The 15,542-nt window shown below is 57.3% G+C and carries 17 protein-coding genes; 8 read left to right on the top strand and 9 right to left on the bottom strand.

Annotated features, from left to right (window positions below; all coding sequences use genetic code 11):
* Nucleotides 1-69 precede the first annotated feature (69 nt).
* The 3 genes from ACR0DG_RS03980 to lepA all read right to left on the bottom strand — a co-directional run bounded on the left by ACR0DG_RS03980 (nucleotide 70) and on the right by lepA (nucleotide 3,717).
* The gene (locus tag ACR0DG_RS03980; protein WP_480694517.1) at nucleotides 70-552 is read right to left on the bottom strand and encodes a hypothetical protein; all 483 of its coding nucleotides are present in this window, start codon (nucleotides 550-552) and stop codon (nucleotides 70-72) included.
* Between the two features lie 284 nt (nucleotides 553-836).
* The gene (locus ACR0DG_RS03985; RefSeq protein ID WP_480694519.1) at nucleotides 837-1,754 is read right to left on the bottom strand and encodes an LAPAL motif-containing putative phage structural protein; all 918 of its coding nucleotides are present in this window, start codon (nucleotides 1,752-1,754) and stop codon (nucleotides 837-839) included.
* A 163-nt stretch (nucleotides 1,755-1,917) separates the two neighbouring features.
* On the bottom strand, nucleotides 1,918-3,717 hold the full coding sequence (lepA, locus tag ACR0DG_RS03990) for a translation elongation factor 4 (RefSeq protein ID WP_480694520.1): 1,800 nt from the start codon (nucleotides 3,715-3,717) through the stop codon (nucleotides 1,918-1,920).
* Between the two features lie 253 nt (nucleotides 3,718-3,970).
* Between lepA and ACR0DG_RS03995 the strand changes: the two genes are divergently transcribed.
* Nucleotides 3,971-4,279, top strand: coding sequence for a hypothetical protein (locus ACR0DG_RS03995; protein ID WP_480694522.1), 309 nt, complete (start codon nucleotides 3,971-3,973; stop codon nucleotides 4,277-4,279).
* 66 nt (nucleotides 4,280-4,345) lie between these two features.
* Nucleotides 4,346-5,287, top strand: coding sequence for a LysR family transcriptional regulator (locus ACR0DG_RS04000; protein ID WP_480694524.1), 942 nt, complete (start codon nucleotides 4,346-4,348; stop codon nucleotides 5,285-5,287).
* Here ACR0DG_RS04000 and ACR0DG_RS04005 read toward each other — a convergent pair.
* Nucleotides 5,284-5,727 carry a low molecular weight protein-tyrosine-phosphatase gene (locus ACR0DG_RS04005; protein ID WP_480694526.1) on the bottom strand — a complete coding sequence of 148 codons (444 nt, stop codon included), beginning with the start codon at nucleotides 5,725-5,727 and terminating at the stop codon, nucleotides 5,284-5,286. The genes ACR0DG_RS04000 and ACR0DG_RS04005 overlap by 4 nt on opposite strands.
* 27 nt (nucleotides 5,728-5,754) lie before the next feature.
* Between ACR0DG_RS04005 and ACR0DG_RS04010 the strand changes: the two genes are divergently transcribed.
* Together ACR0DG_RS04010 and ACR0DG_RS04015 are read left to right on the top strand one after the other, a co-directional pair.
* Nucleotides 5,755-6,450 (top strand): NAD-dependent deacylase, encoded by a 696-nt coding sequence (locus ACR0DG_RS04010; RefSeq protein ID WP_480694528.1) that lies wholly within the window; start codon nucleotides 5,755-5,757, stop codon nucleotides 6,448-6,450.
* Between the two features lie 62 nt (nucleotides 6,451-6,512).
* Complete coding sequence (locus tag ACR0DG_RS04015; RefSeq protein WP_480694530.1) at nucleotides 6,513-7,121, top strand: HdeD family acid-resistance protein; 609 nt, start codon at nucleotides 6,513-6,515, stop codon at nucleotides 7,119-7,121.
* 81 nt (nucleotides 7,122-7,202) lie between these two features.
* Here the strand turns inward: ACR0DG_RS04015 and ACR0DG_RS04020 are convergent, their stop codons facing one another.
* The 5 genes from ACR0DG_RS04020 to meaB form a co-directional block, all read right to left on the bottom strand.
* The gene (locus tag ACR0DG_RS04020) at nucleotides 7,203-7,676 is read right to left on the bottom strand and encodes a copper chaperone PCu(A)C (protein WP_480694532.1); all 474 of its coding nucleotides are present in this window, start codon (nucleotides 7,674-7,676) and stop codon (nucleotides 7,203-7,205) included.
* Nucleotides 7,677-7,714: 38 nt separating this feature from the next.
* The gene (locus ACR0DG_RS04025; RefSeq protein ID WP_480694534.1) at nucleotides 7,715-8,065 is read right to left on the bottom strand and encodes a hypothetical protein; all 351 of its coding nucleotides are present in this window, start codon (nucleotides 8,063-8,065) and stop codon (nucleotides 7,715-7,717) included.
* Between the two features lie 83 nt (nucleotides 8,066-8,148).
* Nucleotides 8,149-8,298 carry a hypothetical protein gene (locus ACR0DG_RS04030; RefSeq protein WP_480707046.1) on the bottom strand — a complete coding sequence of 50 codons (150 nt, stop codon included), beginning with the start codon at nucleotides 8,296-8,298 and terminating at the stop codon, nucleotides 8,149-8,151.
* A 176-nt stretch (nucleotides 8,299-8,474) separates the two neighbouring features.
* Nucleotides 8,475-8,762, bottom strand: coding sequence for a 50S ribosomal protein L28 (gene rpmB, locus ACR0DG_RS04035; RefSeq protein ID WP_480694536.1), 288 nt, complete (start codon nucleotides 8,760-8,762; stop codon nucleotides 8,475-8,477).
* Between the two features lie 351 nt (nucleotides 8,763-9,113).
* Entirely contained in the window at nucleotides 9,114-10,091 is a 978-nt protein-coding gene (gene meaB, locus ACR0DG_RS04040; protein ID WP_480694538.1) for a methylmalonyl Co-A mutase-associated GTPase MeaB, read from the bottom strand.
* Nucleotides 10,092-10,175: 84 nt separating this feature from the next.
* On the opposite strand from meaB, the gene ACR0DG_RS04045 reads away from it, so the two are divergent.
* The 4 genes from ACR0DG_RS04045 to ACR0DG_RS04060 all read left to right on the top strand — a co-directional run bounded on the left by ACR0DG_RS04045 (nucleotide 10,176) and on the right by ACR0DG_RS04060 (nucleotide 15,537).
* Nucleotides 10,176-10,883 (top strand): DUF3108 domain-containing protein, encoded by a 708-nt coding sequence (locus ACR0DG_RS04045; protein WP_480694540.1) that lies wholly within the window; start codon nucleotides 10,176-10,178, stop codon nucleotides 10,881-10,883.
* 41 nt (nucleotides 10,884-10,924) lie between these two features.
* Nucleotides 10,925-13,357 carry an ATP-dependent helicase HrpB gene (gene hrpB, locus ACR0DG_RS04050; RefSeq protein ID WP_480694542.1) on the top strand — a complete coding sequence of 811 codons (2,433 nt, stop codon included), beginning with the start codon at nucleotides 10,925-10,927 and terminating at the stop codon, nucleotides 13,355-13,357.
* A 149-nt stretch (nucleotides 13,358-13,506) separates the two neighbouring features.
* A complete protein-coding gene (locus ACR0DG_RS04055; protein ID WP_480694544.1) occupies nucleotides 13,507-13,965 on the top strand; it encodes an NUDIX hydrolase in 459 nt (152 codons plus the stop codon).
* Between the two features lie 93 nt (nucleotides 13,966-14,058).
* Nucleotides 14,059-15,537: an inorganic phosphate transporter gene (locus ACR0DG_RS04060; RefSeq protein WP_480694546.1), complete on the top strand. Its 1,479-nt coding sequence runs from the start codon at nucleotides 14,059-14,061 to the stop codon at nucleotides 15,535-15,537.
* The last annotated feature ends 5 nt before the right edge of the window (nucleotides 15,538-15,542 follow it).

Raw genomic sequence — 15,542 nt, forward strand, 5'->3', positions numbered from 1 at the left:
CTCCGCGGAACCCGAAATGAGAAAAGCGTGCAGGATCAACCTACTCCGCACGCTTTTCTACAGAACTATTCAGTTGATCGTGATGTCGCCCGAGATCGTATTTACGAACTTACCCGTGTCCGGATCGGTAAAAGACGAAAATCCACCACCGCCCGACGCGCTCGCCCAGTTTCCGGTGCCGCCCGACACAGTCCAGTCGCCGGTCAGCGCACCATCAGCACCCAGCCCGGTCGCCGTCCAACTCATCACCGCCCGCTCGCCCGAAGCCGTGTTGAACACGCAATTCCCATTGCCCGACGCTTCGGCGCCCCTGACCATCAAAGCCCCAAAACACGTACCCGAAGCCCCCTCGAGCGGGTGGCCCGCGGCGACTTCGAAGCTCTCGTAATTTGTCTGTGATTGAATGACCGCATACCCGTCCGAGATGCCGTGAACCTGGCTGGCATTCATGCCCATACCTTTGGCGCCCCCGCCATAGGTCTCGGCCAGCGCACCGGCATGTGGGCTTATCGCCAGAACGGCGACTGCGGTGTTCAGTAAGAATTTGTGCATAATAACCTCTCATTTCTGAGGGTCTTGCGTCCCAAACGTCTAACAAAAAAGCCCGCTTGAACGCGGCCCCCAAGTGGGAGGATAACATATTCAGGTTTTAAGGTCTAAAGGGGGTTCGATTGGATTGAGCCAGAAGCTGGGATTGAGGGTCTTGTCTGAAAGAACAGGCGGAGCCTTGAGGCGCAAAAGCGCTGAAAGGTTAATCTGCGGAACGAAGGGCAGCACCGACCTAAGGGCGCAGGTCGGCGCTGCCCACGGGCGGATGGGTAAGTTAGGCTTTGTTGTTAATGACCATCGAACAAGTCGCTGGGCTTTCCAGCATCTTCAATCACCTCGAAGACTTTCACTATTTCTTCCGATGAACTAGTCAAATTCCCTTTTGCATCATAATGATGCTCTATTCGCAAACGAACTTTTAGCGCATCACCGGGCTTGATCGGGAAGCTGCCTTTTTTAAACTCTGAGAGCCAAGCTTCGTCTAGAATATTTAGCGTCAGTGTCTTTTTACCGTGCTTGAACGTCCACTTGGCTTTCCCAAGGAAGTCAGGTTTTCCGATAACTAGGAATAGGTCTTGTTCGTTGACCAACTCCTTATCATCGCCGGTGTCTTCGCTTGTTTCGGAAGGCAACCAATCGCTCTTGAGGTTAACTGTATAATCCTCTTTTCCCAGAGTGATTGTTAGTCCTTCCCCCGACGTGAACTTGCGCTTTGTTTCTTGGAACCTGTCAAGTGGTTGCGACAGTCTTGTCGGGTTCGGGGGAGGATAGTCTGGCAGTTGCCGAACTTCTGTCGCTCTTGCCAGCTCTGCAATTTCCTCCGTCAAATCGGTAAGCTTTCTGTTCTCGTTCTCCGGTTCATCGAGCCACTCAATCGCAGCATACTTGGCCTTGAGCAGATAGTGACCAATCAGTTTCTTGATATCCGCATCTTTTAAAGCTTCGTCTGGAAGACTCTTTAGTACATTTCGAAGAAATATTTTTAGACTCGACTTTTGAAGGTCTTCTACAATCAACGCTGTTTCAAGTTGCGCATCAATGGTTTGCGTAAAAACTCTATCCATATCCTCCAGCGAATGGATCAGGTCTGCCGCTATTTCAAATGCACGCGCGGCCGATCCAACCCTAGGGTCGTAGTTGATCTTTAAAACAAGATCTGCGGCGGTATCGGGTTCTTCGTCTAAAATGCGTATTTTTCTAACCATGTTATCACTCTAATGAAATCCACTCAGAAGTGAATCCCTCAAGATGAATCAATCTATGGGTAGTAGTATTTGAGTGGATATTGGTTTCCTACCCCAATCGTGAGAATACGCCGTTGGTAACACCAAGCGCTTCCGACCACCCGACCAAAAAACTGGCCAGCCCTTAGCTGTCCATCTTCAACGCAGAAATAAACGCCTCCTGCGGGATATCAACCTTCCCGAACTGGCGCATCTTCTTCTTACCCGCCTTCTGCTTGTCCAGCAGTTTGCGTTTCCGCGTGGCGTCGCCTCCGTAACACTTAGCGGTCACGTCCTTACGCAGCGCCGAGAGGGTCTCGCGGGCGATGACCTTGCCTCCGATGGCGGCCTGGATCGGGATTTTGAACATGTGACGCGGGATCAGGTCCTTGAGCTTTTCGCACATCGCGCGACCCCGCATCTCGGCGCGGTCGCGGTGAACCATGGTTGACAGCGCATCAACCGGTTCGTCATTCACCAGCACCGACATCTTGACCAGATTATCCTCGGTATAGCCGGTCATCTGGTAGTCAAAGCTGGCATAACCCTTTGTTACCGATTTCAGGCGATCATAGAAATCGAACACAACTTCGTTGAGGGGAAGGTCGTACACAACCATCGCGCGGGAGCCCGCGTAGGTCAGGTCCAACTGAATGCCGCGGCGGTCCTGGCAGAGTTTCAGCACGTCGCCCAGATATTCATCAGGCACCAGAATAGTCGCCTTGATGCGCGGTTCCTCGATATGGTCGACCTTGGACGGATCGGGCATGTCGGCGGGGTTGTGCAGCTCGATCATCTCACCATCTTTCATGTAGACGTGATAGATCACCGACGGTGCGGTGGTGATGAGCTCAATATCGTATTCGCGCTCAATCCGGTCGCGGATCACCTCAAGGTGCAACAGGCCAAGGAAGCCGCAGCGGAAACCAAAGCCCAGCGCCGCTGAGGTCTCCATCTCGAACGAGAACGACGCGTCGTTCAGCGCCAGTTTGTCGATCGCATCGCGCAAGTCTTCGAATTCAGAACTGTCGACGGGGAAGAGGCCACAAAACACCACCGGCTGCGCAGGTTTAAACCCGTCGAGCGCGTCTTCAGTCCCATTGCGATCATTGGTGATGGTGTCACCAACGCGGGTGTCGCGGACTTGTTTGATCGAAGCGGTCAGAAAGCCGATCTCACCGGGTCCAAGCGAGTCCACCATCTCCATCTCAGGCCGGAAGACACCGACGCGGTCGACATGGTGCAGGGTGTTGTTCGACATGAACTTGACCCGCATCCCCTTTTTCAGCGTCCCGTCCATGATGCGGACCAGAACGATCACGCCCAGATAGGCATCGTACCACGAATCCACCAGCATCGCCTTGAGCGGTGCGTCCAGATTGCCCTGCGGTGCGGGCAGTTGCTGGACGATAGCCTCAAGCGTCTCATGGATACCCTGCCCCGTCTTGGCGCTGACCTGAATGGCTTCGGTCGCGTCGATGCCGATCACATCCTCGATCTGTTCGGCCACGCGATCACAGTCGGACGCAGGCAGGTCGATCTTGTTCAGCACCGGCACGATCTCATGATCCGCGTCGATGGCTTGGTACACGTTGGCAAGCGTCTGCGCCTCGACCCCTTGGGTCGAGTCCACGACCAGCAGCGAGCCCTCGACCGCGCGCATCGACCGGCTGACCTCATAGGCAAAGTCCACGTGGCCGGGAGTGTCGATCAGGTTCAGCACGTATTGCTCGCCATTGTCGGCGGTATAGTCGATGCGAACCGTGTTGGCCTTGATGGTAATGCCGCGTTCACGCTCGATATCCATGCTGTCGAGCAGCTGTTCCTTCATGTCGCGATCCTTGACCGTTCCGGTCTCTTGGATGAGCCGGTCAGCAAGGGTGGATTTGCCATGGTCGATATGCGCGACGATGGAGAAATTACGGATATGAGCGAGGTCTGTCATAGCGTCGGGATATGGTTCGAAAACGGACGCTGGTCAAGGTGAGTCAATGCTCTTATCGGCCTAAATGCAACGGCCTGAGACGCAAATTCCGACGCTCAGAACGACAGCCATATTTTAGCCACCGTTTTCAATGACATTGATATGATCACAATTCTGCATCCTAAGATTGATCCGGAATCCAGTTTGATTCATACTCTCGCAAAAGCCGAGAGGGGCGCAGATCTCTCCGGGCAGGCAAAAACGAGGCTCGAGCATGAAAAACTTCCTCTTAATAGCTATTTGCGCCACATCGTTGACGACGGTGGCTTCGACGACAGACGCAGCACAGATCAAGCGGGCGTGTCTGGCATCGGACCGGTCGGCAGCGACACAGGATCGGTGCAGCTGCATTCAGCGTGTTGCAGATCAGGCCCTGACGCGCAGCGATCAGAATACCGTATCCAAATGGTTTGCTGACCCCCATCAGGCACAACAACTGAAAATGTCGCAAACCGCGCGCGACGATGCGCTGTGGGACCGGTACCGGAACTTTGGACAGATGGCGCAGGCGATCTGCAGCTAACCCATTCAGAATACTTGACCTGACCCGCACTGCGCCTCAGAAAAGGCGCAGCGAAAGGTGTATGTCATGGTTATGAAAGGGCTGACGCTGCGCGGGCTTGAAGTGTTCGAAGCACTGGCGCGGACAGGTTCGGTGGCTCAAGCAGCCGAGATCACAGGTCTTAGCCAGCCTTCGGTCAGTCAACAATTGCGCAATCTTGAAAATGCCCTGGGTACTGAACTGGTCGACCACGGGCGACGGCCTATGCGCTTAACACAGGCCGGACGCAGTTTTCTGGCGCGCACTCAGGCAGTGCTGGGCGAGTTGCAGGTCGCTCAAAGCGAGCTGGCGGTCATGGATCTGGGTCATCTGACCACGCTATCCATCGGGTTGATTGATGATTTTGACAATGACCTGACACCGCGGTTGGCAACTTTGCTGGCCGACAGTCTGACCCGCTCAAAGTTTAAGCTGATCACTCTGCCCAGTCTGGATCTGTTCGCCGAGCTGGAAGCGCAGCGCCTGCATTTGGTCGTTTCAGCGCATTCCGGTGAAGTTTTCGAAGGGGTGGTCGAATACCCGTTGGTCCAAGACCCGTTCATCTTGGTTACGCCCAAAGGGGTCGAGGACCCGATGCAGGACCTTCCGTTTCTTCGCTATGCCCGTGAACAGTTGATCAGTCGTCAAATCGAAGCCCATCTGGCGCGCCAACAATTAGAGTTCGAGGAACGTTTTGAAATTGGGTCTCATCTGGCCCTTATGGCGATGGTCGCCCGTGGACTGGGCTGGGCAATCACGACACCGTTGGGTTACATGCGCGCCGCACGCTTTCATGATGGGATTGAGGCGCACCCCGCCCCGTTCGGTGATTTCGCACGTACGATTTCTTTGTTCACTCGCACCGACTGGTCCGATCAGGTCCCGCAGGAGGTTTCGGGCATGATCAGACGCCTCATGCAAAGCCAGATCGTAGACCCGGCAGTCGCGCAGCTGCCCTGGCTCGGCAAGCAGTTAAAGGTGATGAACTAGCCTTTCAGATGCGCATCCAGCCCGGCGACCGCCTGTTCGATCAGGTCCAACGCACCGTCGAAGTCGCGGGTATAATAGGGATCGGGCACGTGATCCGCGTCCAAATGCGGGGCAAAGTCAGTCAGCAGACGCACCGGGGTTCCATTCCCCATCGGTCGCATAGCCTCGATTTTCGCAATGTTGTCCCCATCCATCCCAACGATGAGATCGAAACGATCAAAATCTTCAGCCACGAATTGGCGGGCCCGCAGATCGCTCAGGTCAATATTGCGGGCACGTGCCGCGTCTTGCATCGGCCCATAAGGCGGATCCCCGATATGCCAGCCTGATGTTCCGGCACTGTCCGTTTGATGATGGCGCGCACGGTCCCGAAAAACGCCCTCGGCGGCAGGTGAACGGCAGATATTGCCCAGGCAGACGAAAAGGATACGGTGTGACATAGCACAGGTGTAACGCGCGAGGCAGCAATGGAAAAGATCGTGATCCTGACCGGGGCCGGAATCTCTGCCGAAAGCGGTTTGGGCACATTCCGCGACGAAGATGGATTGTGGTCCCAACACAGGATCGAGGACGTCGCCACTCCAGAAGGCTTTGCACGCGATCCCGCACTGGTTCATGGTTTTTACAATGCCAGACGCAAACAGGCCGCCAAAGCGCAACCCAACGCAGCGCATCAGGCATTAGCACGCCTGCAGCGCGATTGGCCTGGCCCCGTGATTATCGTAACCCAAAATGTCGATAGCCTGCACGAAGCCGGAAGCGCAGAGGGTGTTATCCATATGCATGGCACCTTAGCGGGCGCGCTATGTGCAGCCTGCGGGCACCGTTGGATCGCACCATCCGAAATGTCTGTTGGGGAACCCTGCCCTGCTTGCTCTGGCCCGTCCGCACGGCCTGACGTCGTCTGGTTTGGCGAGATGCCATACCACATGGACACTATCTACGAACACCTGGGCGAAGCCTCGCTCTTTGCGTCAATCGGGACGTCTGGTCAGGTTTACCCCGCAGCCGCATTCGTGCACGAGGCGGCGATGTCCGGCGCACGCACCGTCGAGTTGAATCTCGAGCCATCCGACGGGGCATCAAGCTTCGACGAAGTTATCCTTGGCCCCGCCTCGGAAACGGTTCCCCTGTGGGTCAACCAGCTTTTGGGTCAACGATAATCGGCAGACATCCCGCGATTTTGTTGTTTATACTGAATGCGTAACCAAATCCGGAGGCCCGCATGACCGACCCCCATACCCCCCGCGAAGAGATCATCGACGACCACAGTCTTGATGGACGAGACGCGATGGGTGACAAACTGGCCAACCTCTGGTGGACATTCCTGTTACGCGGCATTTTGGCCGGTGCGCTTGGTGTGGCCGCCCTGTTCTGGCCGACAAGCAGTATCTCAATATTGCTCAGGCTGGTGGGGCTGCTTTTGGTGCTTGACGGCGGGCTTACCCTACTGGGCTTCGGACGGCGGGGGTTGATCGGTGGCTTTGGCCTCGCAGCCCTTATCATAGGCTTGATACTGCTCATTTGGCCCGAAGGGGTGGCCCGGCTGACGTTTTTCCTGATGGGCGCTTGGGCACTGATCGTGGGTGTCGGGTCATTGGCGGCATGGCGTCAGATGCCGGACCAACACCCGGACGCTGGAACTCTGCGTAACTCTGGTATCGTTGCGTTGATTATTGGCCTGGTCCTGATGCTATGGCCCGGCAGCGGGATGGTGGCGCTGGGGTGGGCGATCGCCTTTTCCGCCCTCGCCTTCGCAGTCGTCATGTTTTTCCTCGCCAACCGTTTCAAACAGGCCCATGACCGCATCACCATGCGGGTTGTGAACCGCTGAATTCAAACGCGAACAGGCCGGACAAAGGTCCGGCCTGACGCATGGATGACGGCCGCATCGCGGCCCGAAGACAGGCGCGGCTCAGTTCGAGTGCGATCCGTGGCCGCCAGAGTCCTTCCGTTCCAGATCGACCGGTATCTGGATCTCGACCTCACCGGCCTTTTCAAAGATCAAAGTCACAGGGATAGCGGCACCTTGTTTGAAGGGCGCAGTCAGCCCCATGAACATCACGTGGTCCCCTCCGCGCTGTAAGACATAAGATTCACCAGCCGGAATGACGAACCCGCTCTCGACATGCGTCATCTTGGCGATACCGTTGTCATCGATCACATGTGTATGCAGCTCAACACGCACTGCGGCGTCCGAGACGACTTCGATTAGCCGGTCGTCGACGTCGCCCGTATTCTGGATCATCATGAACGCAGCACCCGCCTTGGCTGCCTTACCAGACGAGCGCGCGTATGCGTCATCCACGCGGATCGTTTCTTGCGCCACAGCAGCCGTTGAAAACGCCACCGCTGCCGCGGCGGCTAGTAGTTTATAGGTAAAGGGCATCCTGCCTCTCCCAGTTAATTGTTTGAAAATTTGAGGGTTCAAACAAGGGCGGGTGGCGCACGCGCTGGATGAGACGGAATCGGTGTGGCGATCAGGTTCTCGGATGCGCGCACAGGCGCAGGCCCCGGAACGATTGGTGCATCCGGCAATCCAGCAACCGCTGCCTCAACGGCCCCCAAAAGGGTCAAAGCGTAGTCCGGGCAGAAATGCGGTGGCTTTGTCGGCTGCCCTTCAGCATCTGTGTAGACGACCACTGGCCCTGTTCCAGTGCACAAGACCATTTGCCCGACCGCGGCGTCCACTCCGCGGGTCGCAGCCACACCCTGTCCGGTCAGCACGACCACTAAAGACAGCAGGAGCGGCAAAACTCTGTTCAGAAAAAGTCTCATCCTGACCCGGGATATAGGCCGGACAAAGGGCGGGCTTCAAGCGCTATCCAACACGCCCGAAGCCCTAGCTGAGGAGGAAAGTGTCAGCCGTCCAATTCTGGACGTTTGACGGACCCTTTGGTCAGACTGGTATGCAGCCTGTTCACCTGACGTTGCATCCGAACGCATGCCCCAAAGGTCTTGCCGAAAAATCCGGCCAACAAGGAGAAAGTATCAGAGGATTTAAAAGACATTAAGGCTCACTCCGCCAGATAAATATGCCTAATCATAATCCTGTGATAGCCATGTGTATGTGAACAACGTCACGCTTTCCCGGCTGATCACGTTGTCATTTGAAAACCCCTGTTCAGAAACAAAAAGGCCCCGCACCTTCACGGTGCAGGGCCAAATTCTTTCGCCCGAGCGGGGTTTACGCCGTAGCTTGCGCCTTGGCGATTTCTTTTTTCACTTTCAGAGCGTTAGCCGAAAGCTCTTCGTCCTTGGCTTTGGCCAGGAACGCGTCCAGACCACCGCGGTGGTCGACCGAGCGCAGAGCAGCCGCCGAAATGCGCAGCTTGACGCCACGACCCAGAGTTTCCGACTGCAGAGTAACGTCGTTCAGGTTCGGCAGAAAACGACGACGAGTTTTATTGTTGGCGTGGCTGACATTGTTGCCAGTCATCGGGCCTTTTCCGGTCAGTTCGCAACGGCGCGACATGGTTTCTTCCTTTGTTTCTGGAGGCCGGGCATACTGCCCTCGGCCAAATCACAAGGGGCGCAACCCGAAGTCGCGCCCGAAAACTGGTTGGATGCGTGTAGTGGGAATCGCCGGAAGCGTCAAGACAGATCAGGCGAATTCTTTGCGGCGGTGCTCATTGCCATATTCGCCAACAGGTTTCGGGCGGCCAACAGGGGCGGACGAGCACCGATAGCTTACTCTATCCGGCCCTTCTTGAATAACTTCAGGGCTAAGCAACCCACTGCAATTTCTCGTTCAGATGTCGCTCAACGGCACGTTTAGCCAAGCCTATCTGACATCCAACGCGGCTAACGCCCATCCAAGACGCAATTAGCTGAGATTTAAAGCCTCCAACATCGTCTCTGCCGCTGACGACGGGCTAAGACCCTGCGTTCGCACTTGCTCACCCAGCTTTTCCATCTGGGCACGGGCTTGTGCGGTTGCAAGCTTGGACAAAAGCGCCGCGCGGACTTCTTGCTCGAACCAGTATTGCGCTTGTGCGGCCCGATTAGACTGCCAATGCCCTTTATCTTTTCGCCAAGCCGTCAGGGCCTGCATCTCATCCCAGCTTTGTTCTAACCCGTGCTCTTCCACCGCCGAGACGGTCATAGCCTTGGGAAACCCCTCAGGATCTTGTGGCCGCTTGCGCAGCAATCGCAGGGCACCTGCATAATCCGCGCAGGTCCGCGTCGCCGTTGCCTTCAAGTCACCGTCGGCCTTGTTGACCAGGATCATATCGGCCATTTCCATGATGCCGCGTTTGACACCTTGCAGTTCGTCCCCTCCTGCAGGTGCAAGCAGCAGCAAGAACAGATCCGACATTTCGGAGACCACGGTCTCGGATTGCCCAACACCAACCGTTTCGATCAAAACCACGTCGAACCCAGCGGCTTCGCACAGGGCAATCGCCTCGCGGGTGCGCCGCGCAACCCCGCCAAGATGAGATTGGCTGGGTGAGGGCCGAATAAACGCGCTTTTCTCGCGGCTCAGACGCTCCATCCGCGTTTTGTCACCAAGGATGGACCCTCCTGACCGCGTCGAACTTGGATCAACCGCCAGCACAGCCACACGCAGGCCCTGCCCGATCAGCATCATTCCAAAGCTCTCGATAAAGGTCGACTTCCCCACTCCGGGCGTTCCGGACAAACCAATCCGCAGCGACTGTCGACCAGCCGCGCCAAGCTTGGTCAGCAGTTCAGTCGCCTGCGCGCGGTGGTCCTCGCGGCCGCTTTCGACCAACGTGATAGCGCGGGCCAGTGCGCGCCGGTCTCCGTTCAAAATCCTGTCACTCAGGTTGTCTATGTCCATCTTCGTCCCGATCTTTTGCGGCACGTCTACTTGCCGCCCCTTAGGGGTGTTTGTCCAGTCCGCACCGCTTGGGAGGCTTATCCTATGCCTGCAATGCGTCCTTTGGTGTTTTCTTTGATCCTAAGTTGGCTGCCTGTGATGGTCGCAGCTGAACAAAGTCGGTTCGCTTTGCGCGCCTTAGGTGTGAAAGTGGGCGAAATGCTTCTGGATACCGAATTGACTGAACGCAGCTACGCGGTCAGCAGCAGCCTTTCGACCACAGGTCTGGCCGGGGCGATAAAACGGGTACGCTTTGTGATCGAGGCACAGGGGCGTCGGAAAGGATCCGACTTTGCCCCCACGCTCTATCTTGAGGATATGGACACGGGACAGCGGCAAAACCGCGTGCGGCTGGATTATCGAAACGGTTTGGCCCGCGCCAGCGGTCCGAAAATCAGCGACCGCGGCGACTATGCCGTGACCGACGCCCAACAGCGCGGTGCTGTGGACCCGCTGACCGGGATATTTATGGTTCTGCGCGATCAGGATCCCTTGGAGATGTGTACGCTGAAGCAAAAGATATTCGACGGCGAACGCCTGACCGAGATCGCTCTGACAGCTCGTCAGAACCACGATGACCGCGTGATTTGCAGCGGGGCGTTCACACGTGTTGCGGGGTATAAGCCCGGTGACTTGCGTACCGGTAGCCAATTCGCCGTTTCCGTCACATATGTTCCGTTCGGGCAAGTTATGCGCGCAACCCGGGTCGAGGCGCAGACTATCTATGGGGCGGCAGTCGTCGTACGAAAATAGAGACGCTGGACGCCGTCAAACCATTGGCAGATAAAGCCCCCATGACACGCCTGCCCATTGACGACGCGATCCCCGAACTGCTTGCAACCCTAAAGTCGGCGGGGCACGCTGTTTTGCAGGCACCTCCGGGCGCAGGTAAAACGACACTTGTGCCGTTGGCCATGCTGGACGCCAAGCTTTGCGATGGCCGGATCGTCATGTTGGAACCCCGCCGTCTGGCCGCCCGGGCGGCTGCCGAACGCATGGCGGAAACGCTGGGGCAGCGCGTGGGCGAAACCGTTGGCTACCGGGTGCGCGGGGAAACCAAGGTATCAAAGTCCACCCGGATCGAAGTGGTCACCGAAGGCATTCTGACACGAATGCTGCAATCCGAACCGGATCTACCCGGTGTGGGTGCCGTCATCTTCGATGAATTCCACGAAAGATCCCTGAACGCCGATTTGGGTCTGGCCTTGTGCCTTGAAGTAACCGAGGCCCTGCGGGACGACCTTGTGCTGCTGGCGATGTCGGCCACCCTGGACGCCGAACCGGTCAGCCGCCTGATGAATGCGCCGCTGGTTACCTCAGAAGGGCGCAGCTTTCCGGTCCAGACAAAATGGCTGGATCGCCCCCTTGGCGCAAAGACCAGGCGTCTGGACGCATTGATTGATTTGGTCGTTCAGGCAGAACGCGAGACAACAGGCGGGATGCTGGTCTTTCTGCCCGGCGAAGGCGAAATACGCCGGGCGGAGGCCGCCTTGTCTGGAAAGTTGCCAGACGGGTGCACCGTTCGACCGTTGTTTGGTGCGATGCCTTTTGCCGCCCAACGCAAAGCGATCGGCCCCGTCGAAAACGGCCGCAAGGTGGTGCTGGCGACTTCGATCGCAGAAACATCCCTGACCATCCCGGATATCCGCGTGGTCGTAGACATGGGACAGGCCCGCAGGGCACGCTTTGATCCCGGTTCCGGCATGTCCCGCCTTGTGACCGAGCGTGTCACACGCGCCGAAGCGACCCAACGCGCGGGTCGCGCAGGTCGCGTCGCAGAAGGCGTCTGTTATCGCTTGTGGTCCAAAGGCGAAGAAGGGGCGCTGGCCGCCTTTCCCCCTGCCGAGATTGAGGCCGCCGACCTGACCGGTCTGGCTCTGGAACTTGCCCTCTGGGGGGCCGAGCCCGAGGACCTCGCCTTTCTGACTGCACCGCCCGAGGGCGCAATGGCTGAAGCGCGGTCATTGCTGAGAATGCTGGGGGCCTTGGACCCCAAGGGGCGGATCACGGAACATGGGCGTGCATTGTCCGCCCTGCCCTTGCACCCTCGGCTGGGTCACATGCTTGAGGTCGCCGGACCTGAGTCGGCCTTATTGGCTGCGCTAATGGCAGAGCGTGATCCACTGCGCGGTGCACCGGCTGACCTGTTGTTCAGGCTTGAGGCGATACGTGATACCCGCGCCTTTCAGCGCAATCGCGTCTGGCAGGTCAACATGGGTGCGGTTGAGCGTATCAAATCCGAGGCGAAACGGCTGCACCGAAAGGGCGACTCCAACGGTTTTAGCACCGCAGCAACGGCCGCATTGGCCTACCCCGACCGAATAGGACAACGCCGCAAAGGCGACATCCCGCGATATGTCTTGTCAGGTGGCAAAGGCGTCGTGCTGGATAGCGATGATACACTGGCCGCCGCACCGTTTCTGGTGGTGCCGGATACGGATGGCGATCCCCGAGAGGCCCGTGTCAGAATGGCAGCGCAGATTTCTGCGGGCGAGATCCGGGACCTGTTCGCCGATCAGATCAGTTGGGTTGAAAGTTGCGCGTGGTCCAAACGAGAAAGGCGCGTGATTGCCCGCAAGCAAGAAAAGTTCGGCGCAATCATTTTGGATGACCGGATTTGGAAAGATGTTCCGGACGAGGCCGTGGGACACGCCATGCTGGACGGTGTCCGTGATCTGGGGCTGAAGCTTGAAGGGGCTGCAGCGCGACTGGCATCACGTGTTGAACTGGTCAGGGCCGAAGGCGTGGATTTACCGGACTTCTCTATCCAAGGGTTGATGGAGACGCTTGAAGATTGGTTGCTGCCGGTGCTGGGCGGCGTCCGCAACGCCGATGACTGGAAACGGTTTGACCTGCTACCCGCCCTGCGCGCTCGGTTGGACTGGTCGCAAACCCAAACGCTGGATCGCCACGCCCCGGGTTCTTTTGAAACACCTTTGGGACGCAAGGTACCGATTGATTACAGCGGCGCGGTGCCCGAGGTCTCCATCCGGCTGCAAGAGCTGTTCGGTGTTACGCAACACCCGACAGTCGGGGGCGAACCGCTTAAGATTACTCTGCTTTCTCCTGCTCAGCGACCCATTCAAATCACGCGTGACCTACCCGGATTTTGGGCCGGATCTTATGCCGATGTTCGCAAGGATATGCGCGCGCAATACCCCAAGCACCCTTGGCCGGACGACCCGACAGAGGCCGATCCCACATTGCGCGCAAAACGCCGTCGTTAATCATTTGTCAGGAAATCCAAAGGATCTTGACCAAGTAACCGCCAGCTACCTTAGGCACAGCGGTAGGAAACAGCGGTTTGTTGAACATATCCTGCTTCGTTGTTATGTCAGCGCGTAAGGAGACGCTCGGTCGAGCGCGGGAATAAAACATGACCAAATGGCTGCGAAACATCTGGGAGGAGGTCGCAAGACCTCTGTTTCTGCGCCCACGCCGGGTGCAGTTCGCAGCCTTGTGCACGCGTCAAACCGACGACGGCACCCAAGTGTTGCTGATCACAAGCAGGGACACGGGCCGCTGGATCATCCCAAAAGGTTGGCCGATTGACGGGCTTGACGGTGCCGACACCGCGCGACAGGAAGCATGGGAAGAAGCCGGTGTGCAATCCGAAACCGCCTGCAAAGTCCCCGTGGGGTCATTCACCTACGACAAGGTACTAAAGGATGGGTCGGCCATACCCGTGCTCACCAATGTTTACCGCGTTGAAGTAGAAGGCCTCGCCGAAGATTACCCAGAAGCTGGTCAGCGAAAACGGGAATGGGTTTCACCAAAGACCGCAGCCGAACGTGTGCAAGAGCCCGAACTGCGCGAAATGCTGCGGGCAATGTGACAGTTTTACACGGATTTGATGACTATTCGGTTGCCTACCCAAGGCAAACCCTCTAGCGGCGTGCGCTAAACCTAAAAAACTGCAGCCGCATAAATGTCGGATATGAACACTAAACCTCGCTGGCAGGCGCTCGACAGCGATCTGAACCGTATTTCGCGTGTCGAATCCGCGAATGCGCATGTAGCACGCCCCATGCTGGCACCGGGTATCGCGCTCGCCTTCATGGCGCTGGCCGGATTGTCAGCTGCCTTGTTCTTTGGGCAGGCAAACGGAGGTTTGGTCGTTGTAGCGGCTGCAGCGTTTGGTGCCTATATGGCGATCAATATCGGCGCCAACGATGTTGCAAACAACATGGGCCCAGCCGTCGGAGCAAACGCGCTGACGATGGGTGGTGCAATTGTCATAGCTGCCATCGCCGAAAGTGCAGGCGCGCTTCTGGCTGGTGGAGACGTCGTTTCCACTATTTCCAAAGGGATCATCGACCCCGCGTCTGTTCAGAACAGCAGCGTGTTCATCTGGGCAATGATGGCCGCCCTGATTTCCTCGGCAATGTGGGTCAATCTGGCCACTTGGGTCGGCGCACCTGTGTCCACCACGCACTCGGTCGTGGGTGGTGTCATGGGCGCAGGTATTGCAGCCGCGGGCCTTAGCGCTGTCAGCTGGGGAACGATGAGCGCGATTGCCGCCAGTTGGGTGATCTCACCTGTTTTGGGCGGCGTGATTGCTGCTGGTTTTTTGGCGCTTATCAAAGCCAAAATCCAGTATCAGGACGACAAGATTGCCGCCGCACAATGCTGGGTTCCCATCTTGGTCGGGATCATGGCCGGGGCATTTGCGACATACCTGGCGGTCAAAGGTTTGAAAAAAATCGTCAAACTTGATCTTGAGATGGCTCTGCTTATCGGAATTTCTTCGGGGATCTTGGTTTGGTCTGCCACCGTTCCGTGGGTGCGACGCAAGTCTGCTGGGCTTGAGAACAGGACCAAGTCACTAAAAACCTTGTTTGGGCTGCCCCTTGTCATTTCAGCCACTTTCCTAAGCTTTGCGCATGGGGCGAACGACGTCGCCAACGCCGTCGGGCCGCTAGCCGCGATTGTCCATGCAGCCGAGTTCGGCGATTTTGCCTCGAAAGTCACGATCCCAAGCTGGGTCATGGTGATCGGCGCTTTTGGGATTTCTTTTGGTCTTTTCCTGTTTGGGCCGAAACTGATCCGAATGGTCGGAAGCCAGATCACCAAACTGAACCCAATGCGTGCATTCTGTGTCGCGCTGTCGGCTGCAATCACAGTGATCGTCGCCAGTTGGCTGGGCCTTCCGGTGAGTTCGACCCACATCACGGTCGGGGCGGTCTTTGGTGTTGGATTCTATCGCGAATGGCATTCGGATCGCCGCTGGAAAAGCACGAACGAGCAGCGCCTGCCAGAACGCCGCCTTGCCCGCGAAGAGCATAAAAGGCGCAAATTGGTTCGACGTTCGCATTTCATGACAATTGTCGCGGCGTGGATCGTGACGGTTCCGGCCGCAGCCCTGATGTCCGCCATGATCTTCTGGCTATTGACTGCTTTTCAGTAAACCCG

The organism is Ruegeria sp. BG8 (assembly GCF_056538325.1).